Here is a 15,848-nt window from a genome sequence, read left to right on the forward strand (position 1 = left end):
GCGTGCACCGGTGTCAGCCCAGGTCGATCAGGTCGACCAGGTCCGCGATGGAGTCCACGACCGTGGACGGCCGAAACGGGTACTTGTCGATGTCCGCGACCGTGGTCAGCCCGGTGAGCACCAGGAACGTCTGCATGCCCGCCTCCAGGCCGGCCAGCACATCGGTGTCCATCCGGTCGCCGATCATGGCGCTGGACTCGGAGTGCGCGCCGATCGCGTTCAGCCCGGTGCGCATCATCAGCGGGTTCGGCTTGCCCGCGAAGTACGGGGCCTTGCCGGTCGCCTTGGTGATCAGGGCGGCGACGGAGCCGGTCGCGGGCAGCGGGCCCTCGGCGGACGGGCCGGTCTCGTCCGGGTTGGTGCAGATGAACCGGGCGCCCGCGTTGATCAGCCGGATCGCCTTGGTGAGCGCCTCGAAGGAGTACGTGCGCGTCTCGCCCAGCACCACGTAGTCGGGGTCGTGGTCGGTGAGCACGTACCCGATGTCGTGCAGCGCGGTGGTGAGCCCGGCCTCGCCGATGACGTACGCCGTGCCGCCGGGGCGCTGGTCGTCCAGGAACTGGGCGGTGGCGAGGGCGGAGGTCCAGATGTTGTCCACGGGCACGTCCAGGCCCATGCGCTTCAGCCGGGCGTGCAGGTCGCGGGCGGTGTAGATCGAGTTGTTGGTCAGGACCAGGAAGGGCAGCCCCGAGTCACGCAGCCGCTTGATGAAGGCGTCGGCGCCGGGGATCGGGGTGCCCTCGTGGATGAGGACCCCGTCCATGTCGGTCAGCCAGGACGAGATCGGCTTGCGCTCTGCCATGTGGGACTCCAGTTGCCGTACGCCAGGTGCGGGGACGCCGGCGGCACCGCGTTGTGCAGCGCCGACGCCCCAGAGTTTAGGTGGTCCGGCAATTGGGGGGTGGAGGAAGGAGCGGGGCTGGGTGCGTGCAGCTGCAAGACGGAGGATTGAGCCATGGCGGAGCCATGGTGATTGACGACAACGCCGCAGATGTGCGTGCCCAGCCCCGCGACGCCGCCCCCCCAATTGTCGGACCACCTGAGGCCGACTGTTCGACGTACAGGTACGGGCCGACCACCTGATGGTCAGTGGTTCGCGCGGCGGGTCCGGCGGGCCGCGAGCACCATCGCGCCGCCGCCGATCAGGAATCCGGAGACGGTGAGCGCGGGCAGGGGGACGGGGACGGAGATGCCGGTCGCGGCGAGCTGCGGGACCCCCGCCGGGTCGGTGCCGGGCGGGACGGGCCGCCGGGTGGTGCCGGTCCTGCCGGGGTCCGCGTACCCCTCGTCGCCCTTGCCCTTCACCGTGCCGTTCCCCTCTTCCTCGTTCTCGCCGGTGCCGCCCACGTGCTCCCGGCCCGTCCCGTCCGCGCTCTCGCGGTCGCCGTCCGTCTCACCGGTGCCGGTGCCGTCCTCGCCGGGCTCGACCACGGAGAACGGGTAGTCCTCGGACTCACCGACCCACTCCCCGTCGCCGCCCGTGCCGCTCCCGCTGCCCCGCCGCTGGACGATCGCGGCGTTGGCGGTGATCCGGCCGGGGCTCGTGTCGGAGGTGAAGGCCAGCCGGACCTGGACGGTGACGGTGCGTCCGGCGGGCACGGTGAACCCGGCGAAGGCGTCGCCGTCCTCGCCGCCGAAGACCCCGATGTGCTCGTCCCGGTCCGTCGTCTCCCAGGTCACGCGGTGCTCGACGCCGGGGCGGGCGCGCTCCGAGAACTGGAGCTGGATCTGGTCCGAGGTCAGCGCCCGCTCCTCGTCGGTGAGGACGAGCACGGGGTGGATCGCCCGGCAGGACTCGGTCGTCGTGTTCGTCAGGTCCAGGAACCAGGTGCCGTAGCCGCCGCCGGACGCATAGGTGTCGGGTCCGCCGTGGATGCGGGTGTCGATGGGGAAACCGGCCGACGCGGGGTCGCCGCAGGCGGGCTGCTGGTCGGCGGCGGCCGAGCCGGGCGCGGCGGCCGGGACCATCCGGCCGGCCGGACCCGTGACCGGGCTGCGCTGCGGGGCGGCGGACGCGGTCGCCCCGCCGAGGACCACGGGCATCACGCTCGCGGCGGCGAGCCCGAGCGCGAGGCCGTGCCGGGTGCGGCCGGCCGCGGGGGGATCGGTGGACTCGGTGGGCTCGGCGGATTCGGGGGGCATGGCGGGGCAGCCTCCACTTCGTACGGCAACGGCCGGTCGGGGCGGGGCGCGGGGCGCGGCGCGCCGCGGGCGGCGCGGCTCCGGGCACCCCTCCGGGTGGCCGACCCTGCCACGCGCGCGCGACCGCCCGGCGCAGGCGTGCCGGGGGGCCGCCCGGACGGGGGTGCGGGGCCGCGCGGACGGGCGTGCGGGGCCGCGCGGACGGGCGTGCGGGGCCGCGCGGACGGGCGTGCGGGGCCGCGCGGACGGGGTGCGGGGGCCGCGGGTCCTGCACGGACCGGCGGCCCGGGTCGTACGCGGACGGCCGCGCGGCTCCTGCGTCGCCGTGGCGGGCCCTGCCCTGCCCCCGCACGGCTCCCGCGCGCCACCCGGGCAAAACGGCAGACGCGTGCCTCGGGTCAGCCCGTCTCCGACTGCCCCACCCGCCCGAACAGCGGGGCCAGCACCAGCTGCGCCGCGCCCTCCGCGACCGGGCGGTCGCCCGCGCGGTGGGCGGTGACCGGGACCGGGGTGCCGCGCGCCCCGTCGCGGCGGGAGCGCTCGTCCAGGACCGCGCGCACTCCGCGTACGTACGTGTCGGGGTCGGCGGCGACCGTTCGCCCGCCCAGGACCACGCGGTCGATGTCGAGCAGCCCGACGAGGTTGGCGGCGCCGGTCCCGAGCACCCGTGCCGCCTCGGCCGCGTCGCCCCGGCGGACGGCGGCCAGGCACAGCGCCTCCAGGCAGCCGCGTCCGCCGCAGCCGCACCGGAGGCCGTCCAGCTGCACGGTCTGGTGCCCGAACTCGCCCGCCCCCGTCCGCTCCCCCCGGTGCACCGCACCGCCGAGGACGAGCCCCGCGCCGAGGCCGGTGCCGAGATGGAGGTACGCGAAGTCGGCGGGGCCCTCCGCGCCGAGGGCGAGGCCGAGGGCGGCGGCGTTGGTGTCCTTGTCGAGGACCACGGGCAGCCCGGTCCGGGCGGCGAGCGCGTCGCGCAGCGGGTAGCCGTCCCACTGCGGGAACCCCGTGACGCGGTGCAGCACCCCGCCCCGGTGGTCCAGCGGCCCCGGAACCGCGACGCCCGCCCCGAGCACCGGGAGCGCCGCGTCCCCCCGCACGGCGGCGACCGCCCCCGCGGCGGCCGTCAGCACCTCGTCCGCCGGGGCCCCGAAGTCCAGCGGGGCGGACAGGCTCTCGGCGACCGTGCCCGCGAGGTCGACCAGGACCGCGGTCAGCCCGTCGCGGTCCAGGTGCAGCCCCACCGCGTGCCCGGCCCCGGGGACGAGCCGCAGCACGGTCCGGGGCTTGCCGCCCGTGGAGGCGCGGCGGCCCGCCTCGGCGGCCAGGCCCTCGGCGCGCAGCCGGGCGGTGATCTTGCTGACGGCCTGCGGGGTGAGCCCGGTGCGCTCGGCGAGTTCGAGCCGGCTGATGCCGCGCTCGCCGGCCACCCGCAGCAGGTCGAGGACGAGGGCCGCGTTGTGGCTGCGCAGGGCGGGGAGGTTCGCGCCGGTGTTGCTCCTGTTCACGGAACCATTGTGGCCCGCGCTTGCACTTTGGCAACAGCGTTGCGAAAGTGGGTCCATGACCTCCTTGCGCGTCGGACTCGTCGGCTACGGCCTGGCGGGGTCCGTCTTCCACGCCCCGCTGATCACGGCCACCGAGGGACTGGTCCTCGACACGGTCGTCACCCGCGACGAGGAGCGCCGCGCCCAGGCCCGCGCCGCCCACCCGAAGGTGCGGTTCGCCGACTCGCCCGACAAGCTGTGGCAGCGGGCGGACGAGCTGGACCTGATCGTGATCGCGTCGCCGAACAGGACGCACGTACCGCTCGCGCGGGCGGCGCTGGAGGCCGGGCTTCCGGTGGTCGTGGACAAGCCGGTCGCGGGCACGGCGGCCGAGGCGCGCGAGCTGGCGGCGCTGGCCGACGCGCGCGGACTGCTGCTCTCGGTCTTCCAGAACCGCCGCTGGGACAACGACTTCCTCACCCTGCGCGCGCTCCTCGCGGACGGCGCCCTGGGCGAGGTGCGGCGCTTCGAGTCCCGTTTCGAACGGTGGCGCCCCCGGCTGAAGGGCGGCTGGCGCGAGTCGGGCGACCCGCACGAGATCGGCGGGCTGCTGTACGACCTGGGCAGCCATGTGGTCGACCAGGCGCTGACCCTGTTCGGCCCGGCGGCCCAGGTGTACGCGGAGTCGGACCTGCGGCGCCCGGGCGCGGCGGCCGACGACGACACCTTCGTGGCGGTCACCCACACATCGGGGGTCCGCTCGCACCTGTACGTCAGCGCCACGACCGCCCAGCTCGGCCCGCGGTTCCGGGTGCTCGGGTCGGGCGCCGGCTATGTGAAGTACGGCCTCGACCCCCAGGAGGCCGCCCTGCGCGAGGGCGGCCGGCCGGCTCCGGGCGAGCCGTGGGGCGAGGAGGGCGAGGAGCTGTGGGGCCGGCTCGGCGCGGGCGAGTCCCCGCTCACGGGCGGCGGCACCCCGGTCCGCACGCTCCCGGGCGACTACCCGGTGTACTACGCGGCGGTCACCGACGCGCTGCGCGGGACGGGCGACAATCCGGTGACCGCCCTTCAGGCCGCCGAGGCCCTGGACGTCCTGGAGGCGGCCCGCCGCTCGGCCCGCGAGGGGGTCACCGTGACCCTGCGGCCCGCCGGCCCCTCCGTACCCTCTCCCGCCCACGCCCCCGAGGAGCAGCCCGTATGAACCCCACCGCTCCGACCATCTCCGAGCTGATCGCCCAGGAGCGCCGGCTGACGCTGCCGCACTTCGGCTACGACGACGCCTACGCGCTCGGCGGGCTGCTGGTCGCGCTGGCCCGGGAGCGGCACGCCCCGGTCGCGATCGACATCCGGCGCGGGGCGCAGCAGCTGTTCCACGCGGCGCTGCCCGGTTCGAGCGCGGACAACGACGCCTGGATCGACCGCAAGCGCCGGGTGGTCGAGCGGTACGGGGAGAGCTCGTACCTGGTGGGGACCCGGTTCCGGGCGAAGGGGACGACGTTCGACGAGGCGTCCCGGCTGGACCCGGACGTGTACGCGGCGCACGGCGGCTCGTTCCCGATCGCGGTCGAGGGCGCGGGCGTCATCGGCTCGGTGACGGTCTCGGGGCTGCCGCAGGCCGAGGACCACGCGCTGGTGGTGGAGGCGCTGGAGCAGTTCGTGTCGCGGATCGACGGCTGACCCGCGCGGAGGGGGGGGCCCGTGGCCGACGGACCCCACCCCTCCGATGTATCGGGGCGCTCTATGCGTCCTTCAGCTCCTGGCGCTGCCGGCCCAGGCCCTCGATCTCCAGCTCCACGACATCGCCCGCCCGCAGGTACGGCTTGGGCTCGGGCTGCCCCATGGCGACGCCGGCCGGGGTGCCGGTGTTGATCACGTCGCCCGGGTAGAGCGTCATGAACCGGCTCAGATAGCGGACGACCTCACCGACCGGGAAGATCTGGTCGGCGGTCGTGCCGTCCTGCTTCAGCTCGCCGTTGACCCAGAGCTTCAGCGGGAGGGCCTGCGGGTCGGCGACCTCGTCGGCGGTGACCAGCCAGGGGCCCAGCGGATTGAACGTCTCGCAGTTCTTGCCCTTGTCCCAGGTGCCGCCGCGCTCGATCTGGAACTCGCGCTCGGAGACGTCGTGCGCGACCGCGTACCCGGCGACGTGGGCGAGGCCCTCCTCGGCCGTCTCCAGGTAGCGCGCGGTGCGCCCGATGACGACGGCGAGCTCGACCTCCCAGTCGGTCTTCACGCTGCCGCGCGGCACGAGCACGGTGTCCTCGGGCCCGACGACGGTGTCCGGGGCCTTGAAGAACAGGATGGGCTCGTCCGGGATCTGCGCCCCGGTCTCCGTGGCGTGGTCGTGGTAGTTCAGCCCGATGCACACGATCTTGCCGATGCGGGCGAGCGGCGGGCCCACCCGCAGTCCCCCGGCGTCGAGTGCCGGCAGCCCGCCGGGCGCGGCCGCGGCGGCACGCACCCGGGCGAGCGCGTCCTCGTCGGCGAGCAGGGCGCCGTCGATGTCGGGGACGACGCCCGACAGGTCGCGCAGGGTTCCGTCCTCGTCCAGCAGCGCCGGTCGTTCCGCGCCCGCCGTACCCACACGAAGCAGCTTCAAGAGTCGTTCTCCTCGGTCGGGATCAGGCCCGTCGGATGGGTGGCGGCCATCGCAGGCTTGTCCGATCCTCCAAGACATCCGATCACTCCGCAAGACCCTGTTCACCACCTGGACCGGGCCGCCCGGCCGCCCGGCCGCCCGGCCGCCGCCGTCACGGGCCGGGCGACCGCCCCGCCGCCGCCGTCGTCACGCGGCCGTGGCGACCGCGGTGCCCGGCGCGGGCATGTCGCGGTACAGGAAGGCCCGCTCGATCGCGGTCCAGGTGGTGCTGGTGACCACGTACAGCGCGGCGGCCAGCGGCACGAAGGCGACGGTGAAGAGGGTGAAGAAGGACATCAGCGGCATGAGCCGGTTCATCGCGCCCATGCCGGGCACCGGCTGCCCGTCGGGGCCGGCGGGCGGGGTGACCGGGTTGGCGGCCATCTGACGCTTCGTACGCCCGTAGTTGAAGGTGGCGACGGCGGCCACGATCGCGAACAGGCCCAGGTAGACGAGGCCCTGCGCACCGAACATCCCGCCGTGCGCGAGCGCGTCGTGCCAGCGCTCGCCGAGCGGTGCGTCGAAGAGCTGGTGACCGAGGAGCGAGTTCGCCTCGTCGCCGATCCTCTGGCTGGAGAACAGGTGGTAGAGCAGGAAGAACGCCGGCATCTGGAGGAGGCTCGGCAGGCAGCCGGAGAACGGTGAGACCTTCTCCTCGCGGTGCAGTTCCATGAGCGCCTTCTGCATCCGCTCGCGGTCCTTGCCGTGCTTCTTGCGCAGCTCGGCGATCTGCGGCTGGAGCCGGCGCTGGGCCTTCTGCCCGCGTGCGGCGGCCCGCGAGAGCGGGTGCACGGCGAGCCGGACGAGCGCGGTGAACAGGACGATCGCGGCGGCGGTGGACGCGCTCTGGAAGAGGGGGTGGAGCAGATCGGCGAGGGCGCCGACCAGGCTGGCGAAAGCGGACATGAAGGCGGACATGGGTAGGGCCTTTCGTTTGGATCAGGCCGGATCAGGGAGCGGGCTCCGGCGCCGTGCATCGCAAGGCGGAGGATTGAGACAACGCGGAGCGTTGGTGATTGACGACAACGCCGCGAGGTGCGGTGCCGGAGCCCGCGAGCCCGGCATGATCCAAACGAAAGGCCCTAGGCCCTCCGGGGGTCTCGTCGTGCCGGGGATGTCGAATCGGCGTGACGGGTCCGCTAAAGGGGCGATGTGCCCCTACGCGGCCGCCGGGAGGGCGTGGCCCGGCGCTCGGGGGCGGCGGCGCCCCTGGGCGTCCGGGTCCCGTTGCGGGAGGAACGCGGTGCGCTTCTCCCGGTCGCGCATGGCGGTGCGCACCCGGGTGCGGGGCACCGGGGCGGCGCAGCGGGCGCTGATGACCGAGCAGGCGACGAGTGCGGTGCCGGCGGCCGCGGTGGCGGCGAGCGCGACGGCGGCGGAGAGGCTGCCGCCCTCGGCGAGGAGCACCTCGGTGAGGAGGAAGAGGAGCAGGCCCGCGGCGCGCGGGAAGCGGGAGAGACCGCGGCGTACGCGGCTCATGGCGCCGGTGTCCATGGGCGGTGCCTCCCTTCCGTATCGCGCTGTCGGTCCATCCGTTATACACGACCGGCCGAAAGGGTCAACGTGCGTTGACGACCACGCGGTCCGCCGCCGGCTCGTCCCGGGCCAGCACCTCGTCGTCCGGCCGTTCGTCGCGCTCGCGCGGCCCGGCGTACGTCACCGCGAGCGCGACCGCGAGGTTGGCGGCGAGGGCGACGATGCCCGCGTTCGCCCCCCACACCGGATCGTGCTCCGTGAACACGAACCCGCACACCACGCCGACCCCGACGACGAGCCCGGACAGCGCCCCGAGCAGCGTCAGCCGCCGCCACATCAGCCCCAGCAGCACCATGGGGAGCAGCTGCGCCATTCCCTCGTACGAGATGAGCGAGAGGCGTACGAGGGTGTTGGGGGCGGTGTACGTGAGCAGCAGCGCGAGGGAGCCCGCGACCACGACGACCAGTTGCGCGGCACCCTTCTGCCGGCGCTCCCAGCGGGGCACGAGCGAGAGCACACTGCGGCCCCACATCGTGCCGATGACCAGCATGAACACGGCCATGGGCACGATCGAGGAGAGCGCGGCGGCCACCCCGATGACCCCGACGGACCAGGCGGGCAGCGAGTCCGTGACCAGCTTGAAGAGGGCAAGGTTGGACTCGGCGCCGGCCAGCCCCGGCACCACGAACAGCGCCGCCATGCCGAGCAGCATCGGGACGAAGAGCAGGACGTTGTAGGCGGGCAGCCACACCGCGTTGCGGCGGAGCACGTCGGCGCTCGATGCGCCGAGGTAGCCGGCGACGGTGGTCGGGAAGATCACGACGGTGAGCGAGTTCAGGAACGACGTGGTGATGAACCACGCCTGTCCGAGGCCGCTGTCCCCGTGACCGGGGAAGGTCAGCCACTCGCTCTTCTCGCTGACGAGCCGGTCGAGGAAGGGCCCGTAGCCGTCGAAGTAGTGCACGGGCACGTAGACCGCCAGGAAGCCGAGCGTGACGATCACCAGCAGGTCCTTCAGCACGGAGACCCACGCGCTGCCGCGCAGCCCGCTGACGACGACGAACCCGGTGGTGACGGCGAAGGCGATGAAGTACGCCCAGTTCAGGCTGATGGCCCCGTACGAGATCGTCGAGACGACGACGCCCATGCCGGTGATCTGGAGCTGGATGTACGGCAGCAGGAACACGGTCGCCAGAACGGCCACGACCGCGCCGAGCCAGGGCCGCCCGAAGCGGTGCGCCACCATGTCGGTGATCCCGACGAGCCCGTGCTCGCGCGCGTACGCCCACAGCATCGGCCCGACGACGTACCCGACAGCGTACCCGCAGGACATGTACGCGACGACGTAGAGGACGGGCGCCCCGTAGTTGTAGCCCCAGCCGGCGGCGCCGAGGTAGCTGAAGCTGGTGTAGCCCTCGCCGGCCATCAGCACCCAGATGAAGACGGTGCCGAGGCTGCGCCCGCCCACCGACCACTCGGCGAGCCCGCCCCTCCGCCACGTCTGCCGCGTACGGCGAGCAGCCCCAGGGCGACGGTGGCGACCATGAAGACCCCGAAGACGGAGGTCGCGACGGCGGCGTTCACCGGCGGTCACCCCGCCGGGTCAGCCACACGGCGACGGGGGTCAGCAGGGTCGCCCCGAGCAGCCAGAAGAAGAGGAACGGCAGCCCGAGAACGACGGGCCGGACCCGGTTCACGAACGGCAGCGCCCCGAGGTAGAGCACGTAGGGGACCAGCAACCACAACAACTGCGGACGTCGTCTGAGCACGTGGAGACACGTTAGAGGGTCGGCGGCGTGCCCGGGGCGCTGCCGGGGGCCTTGCCCGGGGAGTAGCCCCCGCCGCGCGCCCGCACAGCAGTACGGTGTGGTGCATGCGCCCCGACACCCCTGCCGACCACATCTCCGAAGCCGAGCGTCTGCTCCGCACCGCGGCGCAGTACCCCGAGGACCACGAGCCGCTGCTCCTCCAGGCCGCGGCCCACCTGGAACTCGGCGGCGACCGCGCCCGCGCCGCGACGCTCTACGACGACCTGCTCGGCGACCCCCGCACCGAGCATCCGCACCTGGTGAAGGCGCTCAGCGCCGCGAACCTGTGGGAGTACGGCCACGAGGCGGAGGCCCGCGCGCTGATCGACGGCGTCCGCATGGCGGCCCCGCAGGAGGCGGCCCCGTGGGAGATCGCGGCCGAGACGCTGGAGGCCCACGACGAGCTGGAAGCGGCCCACGACCTCTTCTCCACGGCCCTGCGCCTGCTGATCGCCCCCGGCGAGGAGGTCCCGTACGCGACCCAGTCGCTGCTGACCGGCCGCCACCGCGTGCGCCGCCTGATGGGCGTCGGGCACGACGCCTGGGACGAGCTGGCGGACACGCTGCACACGGCGGCGGTCCCGCTGGACGAGCTGCACGACCCGAAGCGCCTGTGGTCCCTGGGGTCGTCGGACCCGGGCGAGCTGCGCGCCGAGATCACCCGCCTCCGCGCCGAACTGGGCACCTACCGCACGGCGTTGTCCCGCCCCTTCCCGGTGGCGGTGCTGCACTGGCCGGCGGCGGAGTTCCGCGAACTCCTCACGGCGTACCCGAGCCTGGGCAGCGAATACGCCTCCCACCCGGACCACCTGGCCCGCCTGGAGACGGCCCTGCGCGACCTCCAGGCGGCGGGCACCCCGAACCTCGGCATCGTCCGCGGCACGGTCCCCTCCTACGAAGCCTTCGCCGCCTCCGAATCCGCCTCCCCGGCCGACCCGGACCTCCTCCCCCAGTACGCGACGACCCTGGCCGCACGCGGCCGCGCGGTCCCGTGGCCCCCGGCGAAGAGCGCGGAGTGCTGGTGCGGGTCGGGGGAGTCCTACCGGGGATGCCACGGGGGCCGGGTGTAAGGACTTGTACGGGGCCGCTGCGGGGCCGGCACCGCGCCGCCCCGGTGGCCGAGAGAGCATGCCGGGACACGCCCCGGCTCCGTACCCTTCGCCCATGCCCGTACTCCAGCGCCTGCGCCCCGACCACGCCCCGGCCGTCCTCGCGTTCGAGGCGGCCAACCGCACGTTCTTCGCCGCGTCGGTCCCGGACCGCGGCGACGCCTTCTTCGCCGACTACCCGCCCCGCCACGAGGCGCTGCTCGCCGAACAGGCCGCGGGCACCTGCCACTTCCACGTCCTGGTGGCCGAGGACACGGGCGAGGTCCTCGGCCGCTTCAACCTGATGGACGCGGCGGACGGCACCGCCGAACTCGGCTTCCGCCTCGCGGAGAAGGCCACGGGCCACGGCCTGGCGACGGCCGCCGTACACGACCTCTTCGCGCTGTGCCGCACGACGTACGGCCTGACGGTGCTCACCGCGAGGGCAGCGGTGCGGAACACGGCGTCGCGGGCGGTGCTGGGGAGGGCGGGGTTCGTGGAGACGGGGGAAGAGGTGGAGCTGAGCGGGGAGCGGGGGGTGGGGTTCGTGCGGGTGCTGGGGGCGGCGTGACACGGACACCTTTGTCACCGGGATTCCCGGCTGTCCCACCTTTGCAATACCATCACATCGCATCTACTCATCAGGGCCGCACCTCCCCACGCAGGTCTCAGCTCTGTGTGCGCGAGGAAGGCTTCATGGCGCCGTACCAGCCCTCTGCCGACTGGCAGTTCGAGGTCCCCACCACCGGCACCAAGCGGCTCCCGCCCGCCGCCCGGTACGTCGAGTCACTGACGCACCAGGGATACGGGTTCGAGGCGGCCATCGCCGACCTCGTGGACAACTCCATCGACGCGGGTGCGCGTAACGTCGTCGTCAGCCTGCTGCGCGACGACGACCGGCTGGTCAGCCTCCTCGTGATCGACGACGGCCGCGGCATGGACGACGCCGCGCTGGACACCGCCATGACGGTGGGCGGCAGGCAGGGCTACGACGAGACAGCGCTCGGACACTTCGGCGCCGGCCTCAAGGCGGCGTCCCTGTCGCACGCCGACTCGCTCACCGTGATCAGCCGCACCAAGCGCAGCCCGTCCACCGGGCGCCGCTGGCTGACGGCCCGCGCCCAGGCCGACTTCAGCTGCGACATCGTCGACCCGGGGTACTGCCAGGACCTGGTCGACCGCTACGACGGCGTCATCCAGTGGCACGGAACGATCGTGCGCTGGGACCGGGTCCGCGCCTTCGAGACCATCACCACCGGCCAGGCCGACCGGTACCTCAACGACGCGATCGAGAAGCTGGAGACCCACCTCGGGCTCTACCTCCACCGCTTCCTGGCCCGCGACGGCTTCAACATCGACATCGTCGTGGAGGACGTACGGACCAAGGAGGAGCTGGACCACCGCGGGGTCGAACCGATCGACCCGTTCGGCTACCGGGTGCCCGGCCGGGCGGGCTACCCCCGTACGTACACCGCTCCGGTCGAGGGCGTCGGCGAGGTCGCGCTGACCGCGCACGTCTGGCCGCCCAAGTCGCCGCTGGTCAGCTTCCGGGGCATCGGCCCGCTCGCCGAGCGCCAGGGCTTCTACATCTACCGCAACGACCGGCTCGTCCAGGCGGGCGGCTGGAACAGCACCCGCAGCCCGGAGGGCCACCTCGCGCTCGCCCGAATCGCCGTAGACCTGCCGTCCGCGCCGAACGACGTCTTCAACCTCACGGTGAAGAAGGACGGCGTGACCGTCACCCCCGCCTTCGCCCGCGGCCTGGAGCAGGCCGTGGACGCCGCGGGCCACAGCTTCGCCGCGTACGTGCAGGAGGCGGCCCTCACGTACCGGGAGGCGGCCCGGCGCGCCACCGAACCGCAGCGCAAGGCGGTGCTCCCGGCGGGCAAGGGGATCGACCCGAAGCTCCGGCGGACACTGCGCGACGAACTGCCGGAGCTGGAGGGCGAGGACCCGATCGCGTTCCGCTGGGACAGCCTGCCGTCCGACGTGTTCTTCGAACTCGACCGGGAACAGCGGGAGGTGCGGCTCAACAAGGAGTACCGGCAGGTGCTGAACGGCGGCCGGCGCGGAGGTCTGAACGACGCCCCGGTGATCAAGAGCATGCTCTATCTGATGGTCAACGAGATCTTCCAGAAGGAACGGGTCCGGGCCGTCCACACCGACAACGTGGCGCTGTGGAACAGCGTCCTGGTCACGGCGGCCCGCTGCGAGATGGAGCGCTGAGCGCCCCTCCCCCGCCCGCCCGTCCCCGTCACCCGATCCGAGAGAGCCGCCTGCCATGACCGACCCCCTGTTCACCCTGCACGGCGACGTGCTGGCCGCGATGCGCCGGGGGCCGAAGCCCTTCGCCAAGCTGGCCTTCGTGCTCTCGGACGACGAGGAGCCCGCCGACACCACGCTCTCCCACTTCCAGGACCGGGTCCTGGGCGCGGCTCCGGGTGACGCGCTGATCGCACTGTGGCACCGCACGCTGACCGCCTGGGACCTGGCGGAGCGGGCCGACTGGTCGGCGGAGCCGCCCCGTACGGACGAGCGCCGCGCGGACACGTACACCCGGCTGGGCTTCGGACCCGGGCTGCGGAAGGCGCTCGACAGCGCGGTCCCGGTGTTCAAGGAGCCCGGACCGACGGTCATCAGCAAGGAGTTCGTCTCCTGGTACTCCCGGGACGCCGCTGCGGCGCGCTCCTTCTACTGGAAGTCGTACGAGGCGTTGCTGCGCCGCAAGGGCTGGTCGGACGCGGCGGTCTCCGGACTGGACGAGGCGAGCCACGCCGTGGTCGAGCGCCTCTCCGACCCCACCCGCCCCGAGGCGTACGGGGCGCGCGGCCTGGTGGTGGGCTACGTCCAGTCGGGCAAGACCGCCAACTTCACGGGCGTCACCGCGAAGGCCATCGACGCGGGATACCGCCTGGTCATCGTCCTCGGCGGCACGCTGAACCTGCTCCGGGGCCAGACCCAGCGCCGGCTGGACATGGAGCTCATCGGCCAGGAGAACATCCTGCGCGGCGCGGACCCGGCGGACCGGGACGCCCTGGTCGGCATCGACTACCAGGAGGACGCGGACTGGCCGGAGAAGTTCGTCAGCCACGGCGGCCGGCCCTCGGCACTCGGCGCCTTCGACATCGAGCGCCTCACCACCCGGGACGACGACTACAAGAGCCTGCTCAACGGCATCCGTGCCCTCGAATTCGAGAAGCAGTCGCGCACGGAACCGCTGTACGCACCGGCCAACCTGCACCACGCGGCGGCCCGCGTCATGGTCGTGAAGAAGAACAAGTCCGTGCTGGCCAAGCTGATCAAGGACCTCAAGAAGATCGGCCCGATCCTCTCCGAGATCCCCGCGCTGATCATCGACGACGAGTCGGACCAGGCGTCGGTCAACACGACGGACCCGAAGAAGTGGGAGGAGGGCAAGGTCACCCGTACGGCCATCAACGGCCAGATCTCCGAGCTGCTCGGCCTGCTGCCCCGTGCCCAGTACGTCGGCTACACCGCGACGCCGTTCGCCAACGTCTTCGTGGACCCGGGCGACGGCGACGACATCTTCCCGCGCGACTTCCTCATCTCGCTGCCCCGCCCGACCGGTTACATGGGCGTCCAGGACTTCCACGACCTCGACACGGACGACGGCACCGCGGAGAGGACGCACATCCGGGGCATCTACGAGGACACGGGCGATCGCCTCCAGGAGGCGCTGGACGCGTTCGTCCTCACAGGGGCGCTCAAGCTCTACCGCGCCGACCGGGGCGTGCCCGAAGGACCGTTCCGGCACCACACGATGCTCGTCCACGAGTCGGTACGCATGGCCGAGCACACGGCCCTGGCCCTGCGGATCAACTCCATGTGGCACCGGGCCGCCTACACGAGCCACGCGGGCCACGACCGGCTGGCCGCGCTCTTCGCCGCCGACTTCCACCGCTTCGCCGACCCGGAGCTGCCCACGCCGGACTCGTACGAGGAGCTGCGCGCGTACGTCTCACGCGCCCGCCAGCTCATCAACGCGGGCGGCACCCCCGTCCTGGTGGTGAACGGCGACACCGAGCGCGACTACGACCAGCCCGACCTGGACTTCGAGCGCACCCCGCACGTGTGGAAGATCCTGGTCGGCGGCACGAAGCTGTCCCGGGGCTTCACGGTCGAGGGTCTGACGGTCACGTACTACGTCCGCCCCATCCAACAGACCGACACCCTGATGCAGGTGGGCCGCTGGTTCGGCTTCCGCCCCGGCTACCGCGACCTGGTCCGCCTCTACATCGGCCGCGAGGTCCCGGTCGGCAGGACAAAGACGATCGACCTCTACGAAGCCTTCGAGGCCATCTGCCGCGACGAGGAAACGTTCCGCGCCCAGCTGACCCGCTACGCCACCCTGGTGGACGGCAAACCCCAGGTCACACCTGCCCAGATCCCCCCACTGGTCTCCCAGCACCTCAGCTGGATCCGCCCGTCGGCCCGCAACAAGATGTTCAACGCGGAACTGGTGGAGATCCGCTCCCCGGGCCAGTGGGTGGAACCGACCGCGTACCCGGTGGGGGCGGAGGAGCTGCGGGGGAACGTGGGGGCTTGGGGGGCGGCGTTGGGGGCGTTGGATCCGACTCCTGTCACCCTGCGCTGCGCCGCCGCCGGGCGGGACGACAGCTACGAGGCGCTGCTCGGCACGATCGACCACGGCACGCTGGTCGGCATCCTGTGTGACCTGAAATGGTCGGTTCCCAGCCAGTTCTCGCCGCATCTGCAGTCCCTGGTCTCGGCGGGCGAGAGCGGCGACGGCATCGACGACTGGGTGGTGATCGCCCCGCGTCAGACGTCGGGGCGGCGGACCGAGGCAACGGTCCTCGGGTACGGTCCGCTTTCCCTGGCACGCCGTGCCCGGCGCCGCGGTGACCTCTTCGGTGCGATCAGCGAACCGAAGCACCGCGGGGTCGCCCTGCGGATCGCCGGTGCACTGCGGGACTCCGGCGACCCCTTGGTCGAATCGCTCGTCCGGGAACGGCGAGGTGTCGTGGTCCTCTACCCGATGGTCGAGACGGAGCCACGGCTCGGCGCCGACGGCACGATCGACGCCGGAGACGTCGTCATGGCCTTCTGCCTGGTCGCACCGGCCGCGGCGAGCGCGGGACAGAGGAACCTCGTACGCTTCCGCACCGTCGATTCGAGCAAGGGCGATTCCGCCGTCATCGACCGCGTAGGGGTCCGGGCGTAGGAGACTGGG

13 protein-coding genes and 1 pseudogene are annotated in these 15,848 nt (G+C 73.0%); 6 read left to right on the forward strand and 8 right to left on the reverse strand.

The window, feature by feature from the left end; all coding sequences use genetic code 11:
• Nucleotides 1-13: 13 nt before the first annotated feature.
• The 3 genes from ACFUJY_RS15790 to ACFUJY_RS15800 all read right to left on the reverse strand — a co-directional run bounded on the left by ACFUJY_RS15790 (nucleotide 14) and on the right by ACFUJY_RS15800 (nucleotide 3,647).
• Nucleotides 14-802 (reverse strand): HAD-IIA family hydrolase, encoded by a 789-nt coding sequence (locus ACFUJY_RS15790; protein ID WP_383299121.1) that lies wholly within the window; start codon nucleotides 800-802, stop codon nucleotides 14-16.
• Between the two features lie 284 nt (nucleotides 803-1,086).
• Nucleotides 1,087-2,142, reverse strand: a complete 1,056-nt coding sequence (locus ACFUJY_RS15795) for a hypothetical protein (protein ID WP_383299124.1) — start codon at nucleotides 2,140-2,142, stop codon at nucleotides 1,087-1,089.
• Nucleotides 2,143-2,540: 398 nt separating this feature from the next.
• A complete protein-coding gene (locus ACFUJY_RS15800; RefSeq protein WP_383299127.1) occupies nucleotides 2,541-3,647 on the reverse strand; it encodes an ROK family protein in 1,107 nt (368 codons plus the stop codon).
• Nucleotides 3,648-3,702: 55 nt separating this feature from the next.
• On the opposite strand from ACFUJY_RS15800, the gene ACFUJY_RS15805 reads away from it, so the two are divergent.
• Both ACFUJY_RS15805 and ACFUJY_RS15810 read left to right on the forward strand, forming a co-directional pair.
• Nucleotides 3,703-4,827, forward strand: coding sequence for a Gfo/Idh/MocA family oxidoreductase (locus ACFUJY_RS15805; RefSeq protein ID WP_383299130.1), 1,125 nt, complete (start codon nucleotides 3,703-3,705; stop codon nucleotides 4,825-4,827).
• Nucleotides 4,824-5,303, forward strand: a complete 480-nt coding sequence (locus tag ACFUJY_RS15810; RefSeq protein WP_073965042.1) for a heme-degrading domain-containing protein — start codon at nucleotides 4,824-4,826, stop codon at nucleotides 5,301-5,303. The genes ACFUJY_RS15805 and ACFUJY_RS15810 overlap by 4 nt, the downstream gene beginning before the upstream one ends.
• A gap of 61 nt (nucleotides 5,304-5,364) precedes the next feature.
• On the opposite strand, the gene ACFUJY_RS15815 is transcribed toward ACFUJY_RS15810, so the two are convergent.
• From ACFUJY_RS15815 to ACFUJY_RS15835, 5 genes and pseudogenes are all read right to left on the reverse strand, one after another.
• Nucleotides 5,365-6,225, reverse strand: coding sequence for a fumarylacetoacetate hydrolase family protein (locus ACFUJY_RS15815; protein WP_383299132.1), 861 nt, complete (start codon nucleotides 6,223-6,225; stop codon nucleotides 5,365-5,367).
• Between the two features lie 186 nt (nucleotides 6,226-6,411).
• A complete protein-coding gene (locus ACFUJY_RS15820) occupies nucleotides 6,412-7,182 on the reverse strand; it encodes a YidC/Oxa1 family membrane protein insertase (protein ID WP_383299134.1) in 771 nt (256 codons plus the stop codon).
• 240 nt (nucleotides 7,183-7,422) lie between these two features.
• Nucleotides 7,423-7,758, reverse strand: coding sequence for a DUF6412 domain-containing protein (locus tag ACFUJY_RS15825; protein WP_383299137.1), 336 nt, complete (start codon nucleotides 7,756-7,758; stop codon nucleotides 7,423-7,425).
• A 64-nt stretch (nucleotides 7,759-7,822) separates the two neighbouring features.
• Nucleotides 7,823-9,324: pseudogene (locus ACFUJY_RS15830) on the reverse strand (sodium:solute symporter).
• Nucleotides 9,321-9,479, reverse strand: a complete 159-nt coding sequence (locus ACFUJY_RS15835; protein WP_018105675.1) for a DUF3311 domain-containing protein — start codon at nucleotides 9,477-9,479, stop codon at nucleotides 9,321-9,323. The pseudogene ACFUJY_RS15830 and the gene ACFUJY_RS15835 overlap by 4 nt, the downstream one beginning before the upstream one ends.
• A 134-nt stretch (nucleotides 9,480-9,613) precedes the next feature.
• Between ACFUJY_RS15835 and ACFUJY_RS15840 the strand changes: the two genes are divergently transcribed.
• The 4 genes from ACFUJY_RS15840 (at nucleotide 9,614) to ACFUJY_RS15855 (ending at nucleotide 15,839) form a co-directional block, all read left to right on the forward strand.
• On the forward strand, nucleotides 9,614-10,618 hold the full coding sequence (locus ACFUJY_RS15840) for a hypothetical protein (RefSeq protein ID WP_383299140.1): 1,005 nt from the start codon (nucleotides 9,614-9,616) through the stop codon (nucleotides 10,616-10,618).
• Between the two features lie 94 nt (nucleotides 10,619-10,712).
• Nucleotides 10,713-11,207, forward strand: a complete 495-nt coding sequence (locus tag ACFUJY_RS15845; protein ID WP_383299143.1) for a GNAT family N-acetyltransferase — start codon at nucleotides 10,713-10,715, stop codon at nucleotides 11,205-11,207.
• Nucleotides 11,208-11,332: 125 nt separating this feature from the next.
• A complete protein-coding gene (locus tag ACFUJY_RS15850; RefSeq protein ID WP_383299145.1) occupies nucleotides 11,333-12,862 on the forward strand; it encodes an ATP-binding protein in 1,530 nt (509 codons plus the stop codon).
• A gap of 55 nt (nucleotides 12,863-12,917) precedes the next feature.
• Nucleotides 12,918-15,839, forward strand: a complete 2,922-nt coding sequence (locus ACFUJY_RS15855; protein ID WP_383299148.1) for a Z1 domain-containing protein — start codon at nucleotides 12,918-12,920, stop codon at nucleotides 15,837-15,839.
• Nucleotides 15,840-15,848 lie beyond the last annotated feature (9 nt).

Origin of the sequence: Streptomyces sp. NPDC057249, assembly GCF_042669245.1 — a bacterium.
Taxonomy (GTDB): Bacteria; Actinomycetota; Actinomycetes; order Streptomycetales; family Streptomycetaceae; genus Streptomyces.

What these genes read in the sequence shown, in the direction of transcription:
- ACFUJY_RS15790 (WP_383299121.1), bottom strand. Translation starts at nt 802, where the DNA reads ATGGCAGAGCGCAAGCCGATCTCGTCCTGGCTGACCGACATGGACGGG.
- ACFUJY_RS15795 (WP_383299124.1), bottom strand. Translation starts at nt 2,142, where the DNA reads ATGCCCCCCGAATCCGCCGAGCCCACCGAGTCCACCGATCCCCCCGCG.
- ACFUJY_RS15805 (WP_383299130.1), top strand. Translation starts at nt 3,703, where the DNA reads ATGACCTCCTTGCGCGTCGGACTCGTCGGCTACGGCCTGGCGGGGTCC.
- ACFUJY_RS15810 (WP_073965042.1), top strand. Translation starts at nt 4,824, where the DNA reads ATGAACCCCACCGCTCCGACCATCTCCGAGCTGATCGCCCAGGAGCGC.
- ACFUJY_RS15820 (WP_383299134.1), bottom strand. Translation starts at nt 7,182, where the DNA reads ATGTCCGCCTTCATGTCCGCTTTCGCCAGCCTGGTCGGCGCCCTCGCC.
- ACFUJY_RS15825 (WP_383299137.1), bottom strand. Translation starts at nt 7,758, where the DNA reads ATGGACACCGGCGCCATGAGCCGCGTACGCCGCGGTCTCTCCCGCTTC.
- ACFUJY_RS15840 (WP_383299140.1), top strand. Translation starts at nt 9,614, where the DNA reads ATGCGCCCCGACACCCCTGCCGACCACATCTCCGAAGCCGAGCGTCTG.
- ACFUJY_RS15845 (WP_383299143.1), top strand. Translation starts at nt 10,713, where the DNA reads ATGCCCGTACTCCAGCGCCTGCGCCCCGACCACGCCCCGGCCGTCCTC.
- ACFUJY_RS15850 (WP_383299145.1), top strand. Translation starts at nt 11,333, where the DNA reads ATGGCGCCGTACCAGCCCTCTGCCGACTGGCAGTTCGAGGTCCCCACC.
- ACFUJY_RS15855 (WP_383299148.1), top strand. Translation starts at nt 12,918, where the DNA reads ATGACCGACCCCCTGTTCACCCTGCACGGCGACGTGCTGGCCGCGATG.